The sequence below is a fragment of the Candidatus Zixiibacteriota bacterium genome (genome assembly GCA_016933955.1).
GTDB lineage: Bacteria > Zixibacteria > MSB-5A5 > GN15 > PGXB01 > JAFGTT01.
Window position 1 is genome coordinate 1 of the sequence record JAFGTT010000004.1, and the last position, 20,015, is coordinate 20,015.

16 protein-coding genes and 2 tRNA genes are annotated in these 20,015 nt (G+C 47.5%); all 18 read right to left on the reverse strand.

Translation table 11 applies throughout. The features are described from left to right. Positions 1 to 205: 205 nt before the first annotated feature. A tRNA-Tyr gene (locus JXQ28_00575) sits at positions 206 to 287 on the reverse strand. Positions 288 to 341: 54 nt separating this feature from the next. Beyond that, positions 342 to 414 (reverse strand) — tRNA-Thr (locus tag JXQ28_00580). 81 nt (positions 415 to 495) lie between these two features. Beyond that, a complete protein-coding gene (locus tag JXQ28_00585; GenBank protein MBN2276218.1) occupies positions 496 to 1,893 on the reverse strand; it encodes a cysteine--tRNA ligase in 1,398 nt (465 codons plus the stop codon). 11 nt (positions 1,894 to 1,904) lie between these two features. Further along, positions 1,905 to 2,897: a M42 family metallopeptidase gene (locus tag JXQ28_00590; protein ID MBN2276219.1), complete on the reverse strand. Its 993-nt coding sequence runs from the start codon at positions 2,895 to 2,897 to the stop codon at positions 1,905 to 1,907. Positions 2,898 to 3,042: 145 nt separating this feature from the next. Then, positions 3,043 to 3,828: an HAD family hydrolase gene (locus JXQ28_00595; GenBank protein ID MBN2276220.1), complete on the reverse strand. Its 786-nt coding sequence runs from the start codon at positions 3,826 to 3,828 to the stop codon at positions 3,043 to 3,045. Beyond that, positions 3,788 to 4,816 (reverse strand): D-alanine--D-alanine ligase, encoded by a 1,029-nt coding sequence (locus tag JXQ28_00600; GenBank protein MBN2276221.1) that lies wholly within the window; start codon positions 4,814 to 4,816, stop codon positions 3,788 to 3,790. Before JXQ28_00600 ends, JXQ28_00595 begins: the two co-directional genes overlap by 41 nt. Further along, positions 4,813 to 5,436, reverse strand: coding sequence for a DedA family protein (locus JXQ28_00605; GenBank protein MBN2276222.1), 624 nt, complete (start codon positions 5,434 to 5,436; stop codon positions 4,813 to 4,815). The genes JXQ28_00600 and JXQ28_00605 overlap by 4 nt, the downstream gene beginning before the upstream one ends. Then, a complete protein-coding gene (locus tag JXQ28_00610) occupies positions 5,411 to 5,920 on the reverse strand; it encodes a 2-C-methyl-D-erythritol 2,4-cyclodiphosphate synthase (GenBank protein ID MBN2276223.1) in 510 nt (169 codons plus the stop codon). Before JXQ28_00610 ends, JXQ28_00605 begins: the two co-directional genes overlap by 26 nt. Continuing rightward, positions 5,917 to 6,600: a 2-C-methyl-D-erythritol 4-phosphate cytidylyltransferase gene (gene ispD / locus JXQ28_00615; GenBank protein ID MBN2276224.1), complete on the reverse strand. Its 684-nt coding sequence runs from the start codon at positions 6,598 to 6,600 to the stop codon at positions 5,917 to 5,919. Before ispD ends, JXQ28_00610 begins: the two co-directional genes overlap by 4 nt. 59 nt (positions 6,601 to 6,659) lie before the next feature. Continuing rightward, the gene (queA, locus tag JXQ28_00620; GenBank protein ID MBN2276225.1) at positions 6,660 to 7,700 is read right to left on the reverse strand and encodes a tRNA preQ1(34) S-adenosylmethionine ribosyltransferase-isomerase QueA; all 1,041 of its coding nucleotides are present in this window, start codon (positions 7,698 to 7,700) and stop codon (positions 6,660 to 6,662) included. A gap of 184 nt (positions 7,701 to 7,884) precedes the next feature. Next, positions 7,885 to 8,781, reverse strand: coding sequence for an HDOD domain-containing protein (locus JXQ28_00625; protein MBN2276226.1), 897 nt, complete (start codon positions 8,779 to 8,781; stop codon positions 7,885 to 7,887). 113 nt (positions 8,782 to 8,894) lie between these two features. After that, positions 8,895 to 9,350 carry a hypothetical protein gene (locus tag JXQ28_00630; protein MBN2276227.1) on the reverse strand — a complete coding sequence of 152 codons (456 nt, stop codon included), beginning with the start codon at positions 9,348 to 9,350 and terminating at the stop codon, positions 8,895 to 8,897. A 14-nt stretch (positions 9,351 to 9,364) separates the two neighbouring features. Beyond that, the gene (locus tag JXQ28_00635) at positions 9,365 to 9,805 is read right to left on the reverse strand and encodes a flagellar protein FliS (protein MBN2276228.1); all 441 of its coding nucleotides are present in this window, start codon (positions 9,803 to 9,805) and stop codon (positions 9,365 to 9,367) included. Continuing rightward, positions 9,805 to 12,150, reverse strand: coding sequence for a flagellar filament capping protein FliD (gene fliD / locus JXQ28_00640; protein MBN2276229.1), 2,346 nt, complete (start codon positions 12,148 to 12,150; stop codon positions 9,805 to 9,807). The genes JXQ28_00635 and fliD overlap by 1 nt, the downstream gene beginning before the upstream one ends. A gap of 235 nt (positions 12,151 to 12,385) precedes the next feature. Further along, positions 12,386 to 14,569 (reverse strand): hypothetical protein, encoded by a 2,184-nt coding sequence (locus JXQ28_00645; GenBank protein MBN2276230.1) that lies wholly within the window; start codon positions 14,567 to 14,569, stop codon positions 12,386 to 12,388. A 270-nt stretch (positions 14,570 to 14,839) separates the two neighbouring features. Continuing rightward, the gene (locus JXQ28_00650; GenBank protein MBN2276231.1) at positions 14,840 to 17,515 is read right to left on the reverse strand and encodes a tetratricopeptide repeat protein; all 2,676 of its coding nucleotides are present in this window, start codon (positions 17,513 to 17,515) and stop codon (positions 14,840 to 14,842) included. Between the two features lie 5 nt (positions 17,516 to 17,520). Then, entirely contained in the window at positions 17,521 to 18,009 is a 489-nt protein-coding gene (locus tag JXQ28_00655; protein ID MBN2276232.1) for a flagellar assembly protein FliW, read from the reverse strand. A gap of 25 nt (positions 18,010 to 18,034) precedes the next feature. After that, on the reverse strand, positions 18,035 to 19,972 hold the full coding sequence (gene flgL / locus JXQ28_00660; protein MBN2276233.1) for a flagellar hook-associated protein FlgL: 1,938 nt from the start codon (positions 19,970 to 19,972) through the stop codon (positions 18,035 to 18,037). Between the last annotated feature and the right edge of the window lie 43 nt (positions 19,973 to 20,015).

The window sequence follows — 20,015 nt, forward strand, 5'->3', positions numbered from 1 at the left end:
ATCAAGTAACGTCAACGCCCGACCTGACGTTACTTCAGGAACACCACCCAATCAAAAGCCCCGCTAGCAATAGCGGGGCTTTTGTGTGCCCGGGCAGTTCCATTCCACCATCGGGTTATAAATCCGATAAGTGGAATAAATTGATTTCCGGATACCCCCGAAGCAAATAAAAAAACCCCGCCAATTACGCGGGGCTTAATTTAAATGGAGGGGGGAGGATTCGAACCTCCGAAGGCTTCGCCGACAGATTTACAGTCTGTTCCCTTTGGCCGCTCGGGAACCCCTCCGTAATATTCAATTTTTATATCGGCCTATTAGTTCACGTCCCACACCCTAAAAATAGCCGGCGAAGGGACTCGAACCCCCGACAGGCTGATTACAAATCAGCTACTCTACCATCTGAGTTACGCCGGCGCCGACAAACAGGAAACTATTATATTAATTTTGCCGAATAAGTCAAGTCAAATGTGGCACGATACAATCTAAATAATATCATCAGAGTTTGCGTTTCCACTTGGTCCCGGTTGGGGTATCTTCCAGAATGATTCCGCGCTCGAGGAGTTGATCACGGATGGCATCGGCCGTTTTGAAATCACGCTTTTTCTTCGCCTCTACTCTCTTCCGGATCATATCCTCAATCTCGGAATCAAGATTATTTTCCTCGCTTTGAAGCAGATCCAATACTGAATCGATTTTGTCGATGGCCTCAATGGATTTATCCGCCTCGGATTTTGATAGTCTATTCTCCGCTTTGAGACGATTAATATCCCGGATAAAATCAAAGACCTTTCCCAGGGCGGCAGAAATATTTAAATCATCATCCAGAGCTTCCTCGAACTCCTTTAAAAACTGCTCGACATAACCGCCGGCTTCGCCCGAGGAGTTACCTCCCGAATACGATTTTAGATTCTGATAGAAATCATTATATCGCTCCAGAGTATTCCTGGAGGCTTCAATCCCCTCGAAGGTGAAATTCAACTGCTGGCGATAGTGAGTAGCCATTAGGGCATACCTGACCGCCAGGGCGTTATAGCCTTTATCCAGAATCTGTCGGAGGGTGTAAAAGTTATTAAAGGATTTCGACATTTTACGACCCTCAACAATAAGATGCTCGCTATGCATCCAGTAATTGACAAAACGTTTTCCTGTGGCCCCTTCCGATTGGGCGATTTCGTTTTCATGATGAGGGAAAATGTTATCTACCCCGCCGGTGTGAATATCAAAGGATTCTCCGAGATATTTCATGGACATAACCGAACATTCCAGATGCCAGCCCGGCCGTCCTTTTCCCAGTTCTGTCTCCCAGAATACATCTCCATCGTTTTCATCCCAGGCTTTCCACACTGCGAAATCGGAAAGGGATTCCTTTTCATATTCATCATTGGCCACCCGGGCTCCGGGTCTTAGTCCCTCCAGATCAAGGTGAGCCAGTTTGCCGTAACCGGGGAATTTGGCAATAGAAAAGTAATAATTGCCGTCGATTTCATAGGCCAGACCTTTCTCGGCAAGAATCTTTACCATGGCAACCATTTCATCAATATGATCCGTCGCCGCGGGATAGTATTCGGCCCGCTCAATCCGAAGCATATCCAGATCCTCGAAAAAAGCCTTTTTATAGGTTTCGGTATATTCCGTCAGGGTTTTTCCTTCAGCCTTTGATTTCCTGATAGTCTTATCATCGACATCAGTCAGATTCATAACCTGGATAACCTGGTAACCTTTATATTTCAGGAATCGACGCAATAGGTCCTCGAAAATATAGGTCCGGAAATTCCCAATATGGGCATAATCATGAATAGTCGGCCCGCAGGTATACATCCGGACTTTCATATCTTCGACTGGTTTAAATTCCTCCAGTCGGCGTGTAAGCGTATTAGTAACTTTCAGGGTCATAAGCGAATACCTTAATTTTCGGTCAAGACTGCGACTGCTTTTCGATCCAGTTTCTTTATCACCTCGCAAGTCAGCCTGACCACATTATCATAATCATCACGATGGATAATACTGTTATGCGAATGGATATACCTGGTTTCGATGGCTATAAAAATAGTCGGGACACCGGATCGGCTGATATGGAAGGCCCCGCCATCAGTGCCGCCTCTTCTAAGGGATGTCAGATGAAATGGCAGTTTCTTAAGTTCGGCCGTCCTGATAACCAGTTCCCGAAGCCTTTGATTGGGTATCATAGAACCATCATAAACAAGGATTCCCGGACCGCCCCCAAGTTTTTCGGCTCTTTTAAATCCATCGGGGGGAATATCACGGGCCACGCTGACATCGAGAATCAGGGCCACATCAGGATTACTTTCATATGCCGCCGTACGGGCCCCCCGTAAACCAACCTCTTCCTGAACCGTCCCGATCCCCAGGATGGTATTGGGATGATTATTTTTATTGAAATACTTTAGAATATCGGCCACCATGGCGCAACAGACGCGATTATCGAAAGCCTTGGCCATATACAGTTTTTTATTATTCATGATGGCGAAGTTCGAATCCGGAATAATCGGATCGCCGACTCGAATCCCGAGTTTTTTTGCCACATCAAATTTTTCCATGGCACCAACATCGATAAACATATCATCGATATCAAGCACTTTCTTCCGCTCATCTTCCTTAAGCAGATGAGGTGGCGTCGATCCGATAACTCCAAGAACCGGCCCCTTGGAAGTTATTACCCGGACGCGCTGAGCCAGTGCCACATGCCCCCACCAGCCTCCCAGCGGAATAAATTTAATATACCCATCTTCTGTAATTTCACTGACCATGAAACCGATTTCATCCAGATGGCCAACCACCGCCACCCGCGGGCTGTCGGAGGTTCCCTTTTTGGTGCCGATTACGGAGCCCAGTTTATCATAGCTGAGTTTGGCATATTTTTTCAAATGGCGGATCATCACGTCCCGGGCGCCACCTTCATAACCCGATGTTCCATGAGCATCCGTTATTTCTTTTAACAGAATTTCAGTTTGATCCACATCTCCTCCTTATTCTCGACGGCATTAAAATCAAAATATAAGCATATTTCAAAGGATCGTCAATTCAGACTCCGATATGCGCCGGTAATTCAGACAGGGATTTAATTACGGTTAAATCCGATGGCAAGGGATCGGGATAATCCCGCCCCTCCCGATATTTCAGAATCGGCCTGATACCCATCTTTTGAGGTCCCAGACAGTCTTCCTGGTAGCGATCGCCAACAAATACCAGATTTTCGGGTGGAAGGTCAATTAATTTCAGGGCGTGTTGATAAATAGACGGATGCGGTTTCCGGAATCCAAAGGATGATGAAAAGATGGTAAAATCAAAATACGGCAGAAGGCCATATTTTTTTAACTCATCAAGGTGATAATCGGCCGGGAAAATCGTATTGGAAACCAGTCCGATTTTAAATCCTCTTTGCTTCAGTTCTCTCAGAATATGTTGACTATCGGCGAATAATGACAATTGCCTTGAAATCGGCTGATAGAAAGCCCGGAAAAATATTTCAGCCAGCGATTTTTCGCCGTTAATTCCTACCGATTTAAGCAGTTCATTTAGAGCATCGACAACATTCCATTCTCGGAGCGTATCCGCGGCGTATTTCCTGTAGTTCTGCCTTATTTCAAGATGTTTTTCCCAGAAAACATCCCGTGGTGGGACATCAATCCCATCTTTCACCAGAAAACTATAACCGGCATCAAAACACCTGATGTTTAATTCTTCCCATGGAATAGTCTCATATTCCAATAGGGTTGAACCCAGATCAAATAGAACGCCTTTTATTTCGGCCATGCTATTATTTTCTTTACTCAATCGCCGCCCGGCATATTTCCTCGACCAGATCATCGAAACTTATTCCGGCTTCACTAGCCGCCATCGGGGAAAGAGACAGCTCTGTCATACCCGGCAAGGTATTAATTTCGAGGAAATACGGCCGGTTCTTATCATCCAGGATGAAATCGACCCGGGCCAGACCCGCACAACCGATTATATCATAGGCGCGAACTGCCAGATTCTGGATTAATCCGGTGATATTTTCAGGAATTTGCGCCGGGCAAATGTATTGCGATTTGCCTTTGGTATATTTACACTGATAATCATACAGCTCATTGGACGGCACAATCTCCACCAGAGGCAACGGGCGCCCATTCAGAAGAGCGGCCGTGATTTCGCGCCCTTGGATATATTTTTCAACCAGGACTTCCATGGAGACCTCTAAAGCCGCATCAAAGGCGGCCCTGAGGCCTTTCTCATTTTTAACAAGGGTCAGGCCGCAGGTTGAACCGGAATTATTGGGCTTGATAATAACCGGGAAATCGAATTTTGTTTTTATTTCACCCAGGCAATCATTTAGCTTTGCGGGCCTGATATTTTTATACAAAATCCAGCTTGGGGTCGGGATTTCTTCATTATTAAGAATTCGCTTGGTGAAGGCTTTATCCATCGCCACCGCCGATGCCAGCCGTCCGGAACCGGTATATTTAACTCCGGCCAGATCCAGCACCGCCTGAATAGTGCCGTCTTCCCCGGCTCCGCCGTGAAGCCCCAAAAAAACCACATCCAGTTTACCGAATTCATCGCGACTCATCACTTTGGTCAGAGCCAAGCCGCCTCGATCTTTAAGGGCAATTTTCGAGGTCGAGTTTTTATCTTTGACCAGAAGAAACTGTCCCCGACCATCAGTCAGCGATTGACCGGTGGCGGAATCAATAACCGCAACCTGATGACCGCGTCTAACCAGGGCCTCAAAAATAGCGCGAGATGAGGATAGGGAAACATCTCTTTCTTCGGAGTACCCCCCGGCCAAAATCAGAATATTCAATTTCTTTTTCATTTCTTGTACGATTTATATACCTTTACGATAATCAGGGCCGCAACAATCAATATTATAATCGGCCAAACGATTTTCTCATACATATGAAAATAATGCGCAATTGTCTCAAAATTTGTGACAAAAATAAAACTGCTGAAAAGCAGGATACCATTAAAAAGCCAGAAAGAAAGTGAGGTAAAAAATACCATTTTGCCGGGATTATAACGGCCGATTCCAGAAACCAGGGCGATAGCGGCCCGGGCCCCAACTATAAAGCGGCTGAAAACCAGTAACAAAGCACCCTGTTTTATAAACCAGGATTCCATTTTGTCGATATCTTCGGCCGAAAAAACCCGATAATTTTTCCTTATAAAGAACTCCCGCCCGTAATGTCGTCCGAAATAATAAACCAGCATGGTGGAGGCAATTCCCCCCAGATATACCACGATAAAAATAAGAAAAATATTCAACCAGCCTGAAGCCGCCAGACCACCGGCCGTGATTGTAAAGAAATCACCCGGAAAAGGAGGAAATACATTCTCAATAAATGAGGCCATAAACAGCGCCAGGTATATCCAGCCCGGCCCGTAGGTGAAAAGCCTTTCCAGGAATTCATTAATCAGGTTGAGTGATTGTTCCATTGTCCTTGTATATCAGGCAGCTGGCTACAACGGCGATCCCTTCCTCGCGCCCGACAAAACCCATTCTTTCATTGGTGGTGGCCTTGATTGAGATATCATTTTCAGATATAACCAGTATCCTTGCAATTCTGGATTTCATGGCCGGGATGTGAGGCGACATTTTGGGCGTTTCGGCAATTATAACGGCATCGACATTACCCACCTGATATCCCTCCATGACAACCATTTTGAAAACCTCGGCGAGAATTTTTGTTGATTGAATATCCTTTATGGCCGCATCAGTGTCGGGAAAATGCTGCCCGATATCGCCCAGCCCAATGGCTCCCAGCAGGGCATCGGCTATTGAATGGAGTAATACATCGGCGTCGCTGTGTCCCTGCAAGCCTTTATCATGGGCAATAATTACCCCACCCATGATCAGCGGGCGTCCCTCAACAAACCTGTGAGAGTCATAGCCGATACCAATCTTGATATCCGGTTTCATGCTCTAATCCCTATAATTAATCCCGCTATAATCAGGTCTTCCTCGGTCGTTATTTTGATATTTATGCTTTTCGGTATCACCCTCCGGACTTTAAAACCCATCATTTCTATCATACAGGCATCATCGGTGATCTCGCTGTCGCTTGCCGTTTTTTCATGAGCATTCATAATCAAATCGTATTGAAACACCTGGGGAGTTTCTGCCAGATATAATTTCGTTCGGTCAAGGGTTGAGATAATATAATCACCTTCCACTCTTTTGACCGTGCTGGATATGGGGCGAGCCAGAATGGCCGCCCTGTCTTTTCGGGCGGCATCCACCACCCGGTCTATATCAGCATGATCGATCAATGGTCTTGCGCCGTCATGGATAGCGACAAAATTGGTTGAGATGGGAAGGGCTTTTAAACCCCGGCAGACCGATTCCCGGCGGGTGGCACCGCCTTTGACAAGCAGCCGGACCTTGGAAAAAGCAAACGGATTGACGATTTTTTCATTCGTAAACAACAGGGCTTCCTCGGCAACGACGACCACAATATCATCTATTGAAGCAGCTTTTTCAAACTGCTCAATTGTCCACGACAACAGCGGTTTTTCCATTATATGGCGAAACTGCTTGGGGACATCGCCACCGAAGCGTACCCCGCGTCCAGCCGCAACGATTAAGGCAACGGTTTTCATAATGGGGTAATATATCTTCCGGATGATTCAATAAAAAGGATATTTTGGAAAAAGATGCCCTAAAGAATCAGCATGCAATCGCCGTAACTGTAAAACCGATATTTCTCTTTAACCGCAAGTTTATAGGCTTCTAAAATCTTTTCCCGTCCGGCCAGGGCTGAAACCAATAAAATCAGAGATGATTTTGGCAGATGGAAATTAGTAATAAGATGATCGACAACATTGAATTGGTAACCCGGTCTGATATATAAATCAACCGGTGCCGCAAAAGGCTGGATTTCGCCATTAATCTGCGGCGCGGATTCCAGGGTTCTTACCGAAGTGGTTCCAACGGCAAAAATTTTGCCTCCGGCGGCCCGAATCCGGTTAATAGAAGCCGCCGCACTTTTGGAAATTTCTGCATATTCGGCATCAACCGAGTGATCCTCAATGTTATCGACCTTGACCGGTTTAAAAGTGCCGTACCCGACATGAAGCGTAATCGGAATAACTTTAATCCCCTTTCCCGTGATTTTTTTCAGGACGCGCGGGGTAAAATGCAAACCGGCGGTCGGGGCAGCCACCGCCCAGGTTTTGGATTCTTTGGCAAAAATAGTCTGATATCGACTTTCGTCTGTCTTTTCATCGGGACGATGGATATAGATCGGCAGGGGGATATGACCATATTTGGAGATGATCTTTTTTTCTTCCGTTTTGTTCCGGAAACTTATTAACGACCGCCCGCCGGGAACTTTTTTTATGACCTCGATCATCAGGCCATCATCAACCACAACCTCTTCGCCTTCCTTCAGCCTTTTGGTGGGGTGTGACAGAATTTCCCAGCAGTCTCTGTTTTCATAAGATATTTTATTGAGTAAAAACAGCTCGATTTTCCCTCCAGTCTGACGATGCACAAAGAGACGAGCCTTCAGCACCTTGGTGTCATTGACAACCAGAGCATCGCCCTCATTCAAATATGAGACGATTCCGGTAAATTTATCGTGCGAAATCCGGCCGCTCACCCGATCAAGAATCATCAATCGTGAGAGATCGCGTTGCCGGGCCGGATAATAGGCAATGGCATCAGGCGGCAAATCATAGTTAAAAAGCGATATATCCATTAATCCCACTTCTGTTTTAATCGGCATAAGATGATTAAACGGGGCCATTTGTCAACATGAATATGCCAATAATAAGACTCCCCATCAGGGCCGGATCAGTTTTTTCGAAAACTTTTGTCAAATTCGTCCTGTAGCTATAAAAAAAGGCCGGGAAATGGCCCGGCCATAAACCTTTTGTCTCACTTTATTTCAAACCTGCGATAGTCATAAAAATCTCGGCTTTGGAATATTCCTCAATCAGTTTGCCTTTAAGCTTTTTAATCAGGGCGTCATCGACTTCAAATAATTCCCCGGTTTCGGAATTGAGTTTATACCGCAATGATTGCGAGTCGTCAACCAGAGTTGAAATATGAACAACATAATTGGCCAGGTTTATCAGATGGGCAAAATTATCACTTTTGTTCTCGATTCCGGGCGAATGGTGATAGCCGATGGTGTCGGCCAGACGTTCCGGAAGCTTCCAGGCAACAGCCAGCTGACGTCCCAGCTGGGCATGATTGAAACCGAGAATGGCGACCTCGGCTTCCATCTCCGAAACCTTGGGATGCTGTTCCATATATTCCATGATTTGTTTATGTTCCGCAGGCATAAAACAGCAGATTATCATTTTCCCGATATCATGAATAAGGCCCGATGAAAAGGCCGGGTCGGGATTGAAGATTTTGCCTCCTCGATGCTCGTGAGCCAAAAGACGCGAGGCCAGCGCGGTGGACAGGGAATGACGCCAGAAATTCTCATGGTATTCCTTGTTTTCATTATTGGCCTTGAACATACTCAGAACCGAGGCTGACAGAACCAAATTTTTAACTGCCTCCAATCCGATTATCATGACGGCGTGCCGAACCGAGTCGATTTCACGCGATAAACCATAAAAAGCGGAATTGGTCAGTTTCAACACCTTTACGGACATAGCCGGGTCCTCGGATAAAATACCGGCGACATCGGCAACCGAAGTATCCGGATTATTGATGACCTTTTGAATTTGCTCAAAAACAATCGGTGGGGTAGGCAAATTCCTGATATTATTGATGATTTGTTTTAATCTGTTTTCAAGCGATGCTACCGCTAAAGTCGATGTCATAAATACCTCGTGTCTTACTGTCTTTGGTCATCATCGGCAGGTACTTCTTAATTGGTTGCCATAGGCCGCAATTATACCGCCGGCGCCGAGGACGAAGGCGATAATTTCTATTGTCAATTCTTACCATTCACGAATTGCGGCGCCGCCGGTTCGCTATCCCGGATATACTGCAATATCTTCTGGCTGTTTTTCAATTCCTGAAGTTCGGATTTCAGCCGGCTGTGGCGACCGCGAAGGTAGCTCTCATTGTCCTGAACCAGGGAGATACTTTTCTTCACCATGGTAATAATACTGTTCACGAGTTTCTTCACTTCCGGAGCGGTCGAGGCAATATGAAATATCTTCTGGTCTTTCTCTCTCATGGATGATATTTTCTGCTCCGATTGCTCGATCCGCTGATGACAGCGTTCAATTTCAGTGAAAAGGTCAATCAATTTTTCATCCTTCTCGAACTTGACCATATCTTTCTGCTTATCCAGAAGGATATAAAGCGACTGATAGAAAGAATATTCCTCTTTCAGGACAAAGACGAGTTCGCGCTCCAACTGCGTAATCTGATTAAATTCCATATTTATAAGCCTCTTCAAACCGAAAGTGATACGCTATCGGTGTTTTTCGCTGCATTCGTTTTTTCGGTTAACGACCGGGAATTTCGTTTATATTCCTCGGCCAGTTGCACCCAGCCTTCGCGAATATTATTCAGAACGATAATGGAATCCTCGATCAATGATAATTCCTTGGTGGCTTCGACAAAATTAATCTGTTCGATTACGAAGGCATAAAGCCGGGAGAGATTTCGGGCAATTTCGCCGCCCTTCTCCTCATCGAGAGTCGTATAGAGATGGACCACGAACTTTTTGGCTTTTTCCATCTTCCCTTGAGCGGCATCGAATTCATTCTCGCGATAACATGCTACGGCCTCGCGAAGGTTGCCTATGGCGCCGTCATAAACCTTGACAACCAGCTCCGGGGCGGATTTCCCCAGAGTATCCACGGCCTTATAGTTTTGTAAACCTTTTTGCATTAATCTGATCCTAATATTTGACTCCAATTACTACTTAGATTTGCCAGTTGTGTATCGAGATATGTTCCCACCGATTGATACTCCGATATAGCGGTTTCCATTGCCTGGAATTTAGTATACAGGTCTTCCCTTCTCAGTTCCAGGCGCTCATTGAAATCCTCTATCTGTCCGTCAATCTCTTCTATTTGTTTATTAAGAGCCGAAGTCCGGCGGGCAATCGAACCGTCGATACTCTTGGTAATATTTTCCAGCGTGCTATCCATCTTGGTCGAGAGTCCCTGTGTAACGGTAACGGTCGCTTCGGCACTGCCTGACACCAGTTGACTCCTTGACATGGTCACCTTCAGCTTCAGTCCGGCCGTTGTCGCATTATCATCATTCCCGGTTAGAATCTGCCCTTTGCCGGTGGTTGCCTCACCATTGATGGTCCCTGCCACATCATCACCGTTATGCACCATACCCGAGGCCAGTCCCAATTTTGAGAATGCACTGTTGGAGATGGCGGTCATCATCTGCACGCTTGAAGTTGAACCATATGATCCACTGGTTAATTTAAGATAGCCGCCGCCGTTGAGTTGTTCCACCCATTCAACAGTTACGCCGCGGCCTTTTAACTTGGAATCAGCGTCAAGCCTGGTCTGAACCTCATTGGCCAGATCCTCACCGGAAACATAAGTTCTTTCCGAAAGAACCAGTTCGTTCGATACCATTCCATCCACCTTTATCTGGAGCCGATTGTTGCTACTATCCAGGGTCAGCGCCGTGCCGGCCGGGTCAATACTTGTGCCCTGATAATAACCGCGCGTGGCCACCTGGGTGATATCTACATCAAAAGCCGTACCCGGCTTGGTATCGGTTCCGGCCGAAACGAATTCGATGTACGGACTCGATGATTCGGCCGAATCGGTGAATAGCTTTAAAAAGCTGTCGAAGTTACCTGTAAGCGCCTCGGTCAGAAGAGATGAATTGGTGATACTCAATTTACCATCGATCCCGGAACGTATGCCGATCGAAGCCAAACTCCTAATATCACCGGTCAGCTCATTGATAGCCAGTGCGGCCGAAGACCGCAGGCTGGATTGCATTACCTGAAGTGAATAATCGGCAAATAGAATTCCGGACTCTTCGGTATCCTGATCATAGGTAAATTGATTGTCGATAAAATCCATGATATCATTATATTTACTGATAAAATCGGTAATCATGGTCTTGATGCCGTCGGTATCGATTGAGGTATTGATTGAAACCGTTTCGCCGGATTCTGTCAGCTTGGCCACCTTCAGGCTCAATCCGGGAATTACTTCTTTGAATTCATTGGTGCTGGAATTGATGACGATCGATGATCCGCCGGAATCAGTGTCACCACCGATTTCAATCGTGGCATCGCTGGCTTTCTGGAGGACCGGCGAAAAAGCCGTTACCTGGAAGGTATCTCCCCCGGTCAGCCTTCCCGAAGATAAGGATAATTTGAGTCCATCCGCACCTTCACCGACAAGTTCGACCTCACTATCAGCCTGAGTGACCTGAATCGACCCGGAATTGGTGCCGTCACTCCAATTAATGGTAATAATATCCGATCCGATTGTCTGCGCTCCGCTACCATCCACGGTAAAGGTATATACTTTATTTTTACATCCGGAATATGAGGCCGATGAGCCAAGAGCGACGGCGGCAGTGGAAGTGGTTGCGAATGATATCTCTTCGGGGGTATCAAAGGAGCTATTGACATAATCCAGAGTTTCGCCGCCTTCCAGCGAGACATTCAATTTTATGGAGTTGGTTTGCCCGGTTTTGTCGGCTGTTAAAAGCAGGCGGTACGGATTAGATGAAGACCCATCATTTATTACTGATGCGGTTACACCGACATCGGCATTGTTAATAGCGTCTTTGATACCGATCAAGTTATTATTTCCGTCATCGATACTGATGGTCGTAAGACTGGCATCGCCAACAGCCAGTTGAATAGTCCCCGTTCCAAAGATATTGGAAGTAGCGTCATCGACTCCCTGCGAGGCGAGTTGATGATTATGGGCCAGCGAAGTTACCCGGAGATTATATGACCCCGAGGTCACGCGGTCGGTGGCCGTCGCGCTTAAAACATCCGGGTCGGAAATTTCAATATTGGCTTTGTTATATGATGATTCTTTTTTCAGTAATTTAATCTGGGTTTGAAGAGCAATGAATTTGGCCAGAACGGCATTATAGGCCGCCACCTGCTGAGTTTTTAGCTCCTTTTCCTGCTCCATGTATGTAACTTCAACCTTCTCAAATGACATGAGGGTATCGACCATTTCGGTGATATCAAGGTTGGAAGCAAGACCTTCAATAGTTTGTGTGCCGGGCATGGCAACTCCTTTGAAAAAAAGGTGTCCCTTGTTTAGCTAATAGCGGCATAAAAATTTCGGATAACCGGTTATCGATCATTTCAATACCCGTTATTATGCCTTTTTCCCCTACATTATTTTATCGGTAATTTCGCGATTTTATTCAGCCATAACCATGAATTGGACAGGGCGCAAAAAGGGAGAATGGCAAAAAAAAACCGGCGGGTATATTCCCCGCCGGTTATCAGACATGGTATTAACCGAAGAGCGACAGCACAACCTGCGGAACCTGGTTGGCCTGGGCCAGCATGGCGGTGCCGGCCTGCAACAGAATCTGGCTCTTCACGAAAGTCGACATTTCCTTGGCCATGTCGGTATCGCGAATACTGGATTCCGAGGACTGCAGGTTCTGCGAGGCTACCCGCAGGTTTCTCAGGTTGGATTCCAGAGTGTTTTTCTGGAAACTACCGAGAGTGCCGCGGGATGTGGAAACCTCATCGATGGCCTGATCAATGATGGACTGGGCATCCTGAGCGCCCTGGACCGTTGTCACATTGATTGCTGACAATGAGCTGAACATGTTACCGGCCACATTCTTAGCCAGAGCGGAAGCGGACATGTTGTTAAGACCGATTTTGGCGATCTGTCCAACGTTGGCACCAATCTGGAAGACCAGCGACTGGTCGGTATTGGTGATCTGCTCGCTGCCACCGTTGGAGGTAAGGTCGATATTGAGTTTCATCGATTCCGTCCGATCGGCGTTGTAAACCAGCGTATCAACACCGGCGGTAACGGCCGTAGCCGGACCGGAGTCGAGACGGACATCGTATTTCGCCGCCGTGACATCAAGCAGCATATTACCGAGGTTGACGCCCTGGTTGGCGGTTGCCAGAGTAATACCTATCGTTCCGCGACCGGATTCGCCGGTAGCCTTATTGGCTATGGTCACGTTGCGGCTGCTGCCATAATCGACAGCCGAAATCGTGTTGGTATAATTGTCGAAGCTGATTAATGCATCGGTCCCCTGAACAGCCACGGCATCAGTGGTAAGGCCGAGAACGCTTCGAGCCGAACCCACACCATCGCCGGAGACGGCGGCTTTCAGCTGAATGCTGTAGTCCGAACCTTCATCACTCAGGGTGAACTTGATCCGATCCGTCCCGAGAGCGCTGGCTGTCAGGTTAGCCACGCTGGTTCCCTCAACGGTGCCAAAGGCGGTGGCATCATCGAGCTTGTCATTGATTTCGGTTATCAAGGCTGACAGCGAAGTATAGGTATTGGCCGCGATCTGAATGGTGGTGTCGACGCTGGCCGAGGTTTTGGCCACGTCAATCTGGAATCTCAGATCCTGATGCGAAACGCCGCGGGACGAGGCATCGGCAAAGCTGAACCAGGCCACGCCGGCGGTGGTTGAAGAATCATCAACGGCCACGGAGTATCCGGAACCCTCGTTGGTCGAAGTGAACTGGAGGGTGGCACCGTCAAGAGCAGCCTCAACTTTACCGGCCAGTTCGGCATTGGAGTTGATGGCCGCATTCCACAACGAAACCAGATCGGCTCTCTGGGTCGTGGCGCCGGCGGCGGTCGAAACATCGATGTTCAAAGTCTGCCAGCCGGTGGTGGATTCACCGTTTTCCTGATAATTCAATTTCACCGTGTAGGTTCCGCTGTGAGTCGCGGCGGCACCGATAGCTCCACCGGTATCCACGATGGCTTTGGCGGCGGCGGTATCAAAAGTAATACCATTGCCCCAGGCATCGAGAATGTTGATGCTATCACCCGATTTTGTAGCGCCCGCGGAAGCCTGGATAACGTCGAGGTTGTGTATACCATCGGTCAGGTTATATGGCGTTATGGTACTGTCGAGCGAAAGACCATAAGAAGTGGTATTAAGCGAAGCTGTCGGATCAGCTGTCTTGGTGGCCACGATAGAATGGGATCCGGTGGTCAGGTAGCTGTCCTTAATTGTAATACCGGTGGTATTGGCACTGGTGATGGTGGCGGTATTGGCCTTGGTGCCATCAAGCAGCTTCTTGGTTCCAAACTGGGTGTTGGCGGCAATACGATCAATGGTCTTGATGGCATTGTCGATTTCAGCCTGATCGGCTTCCAGCTGGGCGGTGTCGTTGAAACCTTCGTTGGCGGCGTGAATGGCCAATTCTCTCATGGAGACCAACAGGTTATTGATTTCGTTCAGAGCGCCTTCAGCCGTCTGGATCATGTTGATCGATCCCTCGGAGTTTTCGATGGCGCGGTTGAGACCGGCAATCTGGGCACGGAACTGCTCCGAAATCACCAGACCGGCCGGGTTATCAGCCGCCCGGTTGATCTGGTAACCGGACGACAATTTTTCCATGGACTTGGAAAGATCGGTCGTGGTGTTAACCAGATTGCGATGCGCGTTAATGGCGGCAATATTGTTGTTGATACGAAGTGACATCAGTCATTTCCTCCTTGAATAGTGCCGGGGTTTCCGTTCCCCAACATACTTGACTACCCCTGTGCAGGGTTACATCCGATGTCAACTTTCCTATTAGACTAATAATTGGATGGAACTTATTCCTCGATACACCTCCCCTTTAGTTTAAAATTGACTTTATAAGTGGTTTTTCTTCTATTCATATTTTTGATAATTAAATCGGCATAAAACCGCGAAACTTTACAGAACACTTCCCGCGGTATTTTTAAATCGGACCTGAATTTCAATGACTTAGGCCGGGGCTTTGGCGGTTTCCATTTCATTCAGGCGGCGGGCGGCCGGTTCAAAATCCGGACGGATCTTGAGAATCTGCCGGTAACCTATTGCCGCGGAATCGGCATAGCCGAGATTGAGGTAGCACTCCGAGATGTTGAAAAGGCAATCAATATTTTTAGGGTTTCTCCCGAGGAATTTTTCAAAATGCGGGATTGCCGCCCCGAAAGCACCTTCCTGAAAATCGATAATCCCAAGAGCCATAACAACATCCAGATCGTCCGGGGCGATTTTGTTATAATTTTCAAGATATGTCCGGGCTTCCTTTAATTTGCCCAGGCACAGTTTGGTCAGGCCGATATTGCGATAGGTGGCGGCAATATTTGAATTTAATTCCAGAGATCGGCCAAACAACTCCTCGGCCTCTTCAAATCTGCCCAGTTTAAAGGCACAGCCGGCCATGTCGTTGATAGCCTCGGCATTATCGGGAGCCATTTGGGTATATTTCTTATACCATTCATAAGCTGTTTCGAAATTTCCCCGGTCATAATGAACCCTGGCCAGCAATGAACAGCCATGTTCGTAACCCGGTCTCAGGTCGAGCAGACGTTCCAGAATGGGAATAGCCCGGTCATAATTATTTGAACCGGCCCAGTAAACTCCTGCTCTTTCAAGGATTTCAGGATTATCCCGGGTTAAATCGACGGCTTTACTTAAATAGTGTTCGGCCTTTGCATTTAGATTTTTCAAACCGAAATAACGTGCTTTATAGAGATTGGCCATATCGGATTCGGGATTACGGTTCAGTTCCCGGTCAATATAATCATTCGCCTTTTCAAGTTCCCGCCGATCCAGATATATGGCGGCCAATTTCAAATACGTGTCGCTATATGGTTCCAATTCATCAAGACATTTCAGGAAATACTCCTCGGCGGATTTGAACTCCTGCCGGAAATTGGTAATCGTACCCAGCCAGTAATAAACCTTGTGACGGGCCATGGCGTAAAGCTGGATCATACTGATTTGCTCTTTGGCCGGATCATAGACTTCCTGTTCATGCAAATATTTAAGAAAATATTCCTCGGCCCGATCCAGGTCGGAAAGCTTGGCATAGGCCTCGGCCAGAGTGAAAAGCGCATCCAGGTAATTCGGCTTCAATTCCAGAGCCCGAAGACAGATATTTTTGGATTCTTCGAATTGCCCCATTCTCAACAGGGTTGTGGCCTGTTGGTGCAAGGCCTGAAGACGGACACCCGGTGAATGATGTTCGTGAGTATTACTTAGATCTACCGCTATCCGGGCATGTTTCAGAATTTTATTGCATAAACTTTCATCCGGTTCGTTGGTACTGCTTCGGAGTATCTGGGCATAATTGAAATGGACAAACGGGTCATCCGGAAAATCCTGTAATTGTTTTTCCAGCAGAGCGGTTGAACGGGCGATTTTCTGTTTCATTTTATCCGGGGCAAGATTATAGCCATAGTGTTTCAACCGGATTCCGGCCTGGACAATGACTTCCGATTCATCGTACTTCAACTGATTATGGACAATTCCTTCGAATTGGAATCCCGCATCACTGCGAAAAATCCGGGGATATGATAATATCGAGGTGCATTCACCTGTTTCTTTTTTGATATTGTAGATATCAACCGATATAAGCCGGCAGTTTTCCAGCGCCATGGCTTGCCTCAGACGGCCGACATCTTCCTGCACGAATTCCTCATCGGCATCAATATAGAGAATCCAGTCGCAGGTGGCTTTGGATATGGAGAAATTACGGGCCGCGGAGAAACTTCCTTCCCACTCTTTGAAAAAAACTTTGGCTCCATACTGGTGGGCGATTTCGACCGTCCGATCGGTAGAGCCGGTATCAACAATAATCAGGTCATCCACCCAGCTCCTGATCGAATCAAGACAATTGGGCAGCAGTTCTTCCTCGTTTTTGACGATCAGGCAGGCGCATATGGTAGCCCGATTTTCCAGCGATTTTTTAATCAACCGCAATTCCTGCACCTGGGAAGATTGCTTTAATCCCAAATCGACGATTTTTTCGGCCTGCATATAATCATTACGGTGTTGATACAAATTGGCCAGGTTCAAATAAGCGTGTTCATAGGCCGGATTGAGTTCAATTACCCTCCGGAAAGCTACTTCGGCTTTTTCGAATTCATTACTGGCCTTGTACGCCAAACCCAGATAATTGAATATCAGATGCTCGTGTCCCTCGCTGAGATAACGAATCCCGTCCTTGCCTTTTTTCATGCGTGCGAGCAGTTTGACAAATTTTATTGAATGTTCGAGACTTCTCTTATAATCCTTAAAACCGGTAAAGACATAGGCCAGGCCAAAATGGAAATCCGGATCATCGGAATCCAATTCCAGACCTTTTAAGGCGGCCTTTTCGGCATCAGCGCTTCTTCCGCTGTTGGCATACGAGAATGTCAATAAGCGATAATAATCCAGGCGTTCCGTATCAGGGGCATTGTCCAGTATTTCCGCCAGTGAATCAAGATAGGCTATGGCCTCGCCGAAGTTTCTCTCGAAATAAACCGCCGCCGCTTTCTTAAGAGTATTGCGTATGGCCGTGACTGACGATTTCCCGGTCCGCTTGCCGGCCGGATTCTTTTTCCCGGCTGACGGAGTCTTACCGGATCGCGCTTTTCGCGAGGGTACTTTACTTTTCTTTGCGGCCATGGCAATTATACCGGCACGGCCGGTTCCATCGTTTCTATCGATTGCCCAGTGGCGATGACAGCTTCCAGGTCTTTCATCAGATAATGCTTGATGCTGTAAGATGAATTCACCAAAACCAGCTGCTTGGCCAACCGCGTTCGGGTATTAATCAGGATCGGCCCCTGAAGATTGATCGACATATTGGCCGGGTCGGCCGGGGGAATCGTCACAATGCCATAGGTCTCGACCGTATGAACGTCATCCACCCGCAATTCTTCTATTTCTTTGGGATTGACTTCAATCCGGTAATCTTCAAAAAAGAACAGCGGGTTCACCATCAGAAAAGCCACTGACGGATTATCTACCGATTGGAACCAGAGAAAAGGCTGGCAGTCCTCCCGTTCGATTATGCAGTATTTCTTCAGCTGTTCAAAACCAAGGACCGGTTTGGCCATGGTAATAATCCTGTCACCAGGTATTTCCAGGTCTCCGAAGCGAAGGGTCGATATCATCATCTATACATCCTCTGTAAAGAATTTTTTAACTTAAGAAATCCAGAAGGGTCGGCTGGATAATTTTGGCTGCAGCAATCAAGGCGGCCTGATAATTGTTTTCCTGCATGGCCAGATCGGTCACCAGTTCGGTCAGATCGGCGTCCTCAACTTCACTCAGCAGATTGGTGTAATTCAAATCCAGATCGGTCAACCGGGAATTGGTATTCTCCAGCCTGATCACCTTGGACCCGATTGAAGCCCGATTATTCGACATTTCCTGCATACCCTTGTCGAGATTGCCGATTATCTGAGCCACAACATCGCGGTCGTCATTGCGTAGAGCGTTTTCAAGTATCGTCATTGAGCCCAGGATATCCGGTGAACCGAAAATCCCGAGATTATGAGCCGTCTGCCCATCGTCTATTTCTTCAATTTTCAAAGATGTCGTTGTTGAAGTTGAACGTACCTGGATGCCGGTCTGATCGGCATTAATCGAAGCCTCGATATCAAGGCCGCTGTTATTGAACACATCAATCAGATCGCCGATTGTACTCAGCGATGAATCGCCCAGATTGAGGTTTACGACCCGGTCTCCCTGAGAAACCTTGATGACCCCGAGATCCAAGCCCAGACCGTTTTTAATCAGGGATAGAGGCGTATTCAAATTTACCGTCGGTTGCAGTGACGATCCCGAAAAATTAATTGAGAAATCACCCTCCAGCCCAAGGTCGGCCGCGGTTGTCTGGCCGCTGCCGGCTTCGGTAACTGAAAAATCCAGAACCGGGTTGAGATCCTTACCATTCAGAACCGGATCGATATCGCCCAGTAAACCCAGATCGGTCGCCGTGGTTGCCGAACCATTGACCTCACTGATACTCAGGCCCAGAGTTCCCCCGGTGTTGTCCGTAATATCAATTCCTGTGCCGCTGCCATTTATTGCGGCCGTGGCGTTTACCCCGGCGGCCGTCAGAGCGGTATTGATAGTGCTTATAACATCGCCAATATTGGCGGCCGATGATAAATCGACTTCGACATTGGTTGAATAATCGGCATTATGTACTATGAAGCCGCCATTCAACATATCTATTCCGTTGCCGCTATTCAAATTTGAAAGCGGTGTCTGGGCCGAGATAAGACCATTATCCGCTGTTACCCAGCGCAGGTTATTGCCTTCCAACCCGTAGTCGACAGCCAGATTGGTGATGCCGCCCGCCGCCAGCTGCGTATTAATGGCCGTCACGACATCGTCGAGAGTAGTCGCGGCACTGATATCGGCCAGAACGGTTATACCGGAATTATTATCTGTGATGGAGATCTGGCCCGGATTGGTTCCCGTGGTCAGATCAACTCCCTCGCCGAGATGCAGATCGGCAAGGAGAGTCGCCGCATCTACGCCAACCTCCAAATCGGCATCTTCCCCAAGAATGGAAAGTTCATTCAACAGAAAATCCGCGCCGATGAGATTGATACCAACCTTCGATCCCGGTTCAATCTCAATCTGAAAATTGCCGAAATCCCCCTGATAAGTAAAACCGGAGGCGCTGGCTCGGATCGTTTGGACATCGGTTCGGTATCCTGAAAAAACGTAACGCCCGTCAACCTGGTTATTGGCCAGACTCAGCATCTGGTCAATTAGTTCCTTTATTTCGTTGGCGGCGGCATTCCGCGCAGTAGCATCGTAAGTGTCATTGGCCAGTGAGACAGCCACTTCATTGGCCGAGGATACAATGTTCTTAAGATCTCCGAGAGTGTTGTCATAACCCGACAGAAGACTGAGTCCACTGGAGATATTGCGCTGGTACTGCGCGATTTCCGTAAGAGTTTTCCGATACCGTAAATCTTTCTGGGTTCCCACCGGATCATCAGATGGTTTTTCAAGCCTTCGTCCCGAAGACATCCGGGACTGCAGCTTCATATATTGAGACAATGACCGGCTGAGGTTGTAAACCACCTGGTCGGAAATCATCTGATTGGTGACTCGCATAATTCTCTACTCCCCGGTGCAGACTCCCCCGTCTCCGTACGGT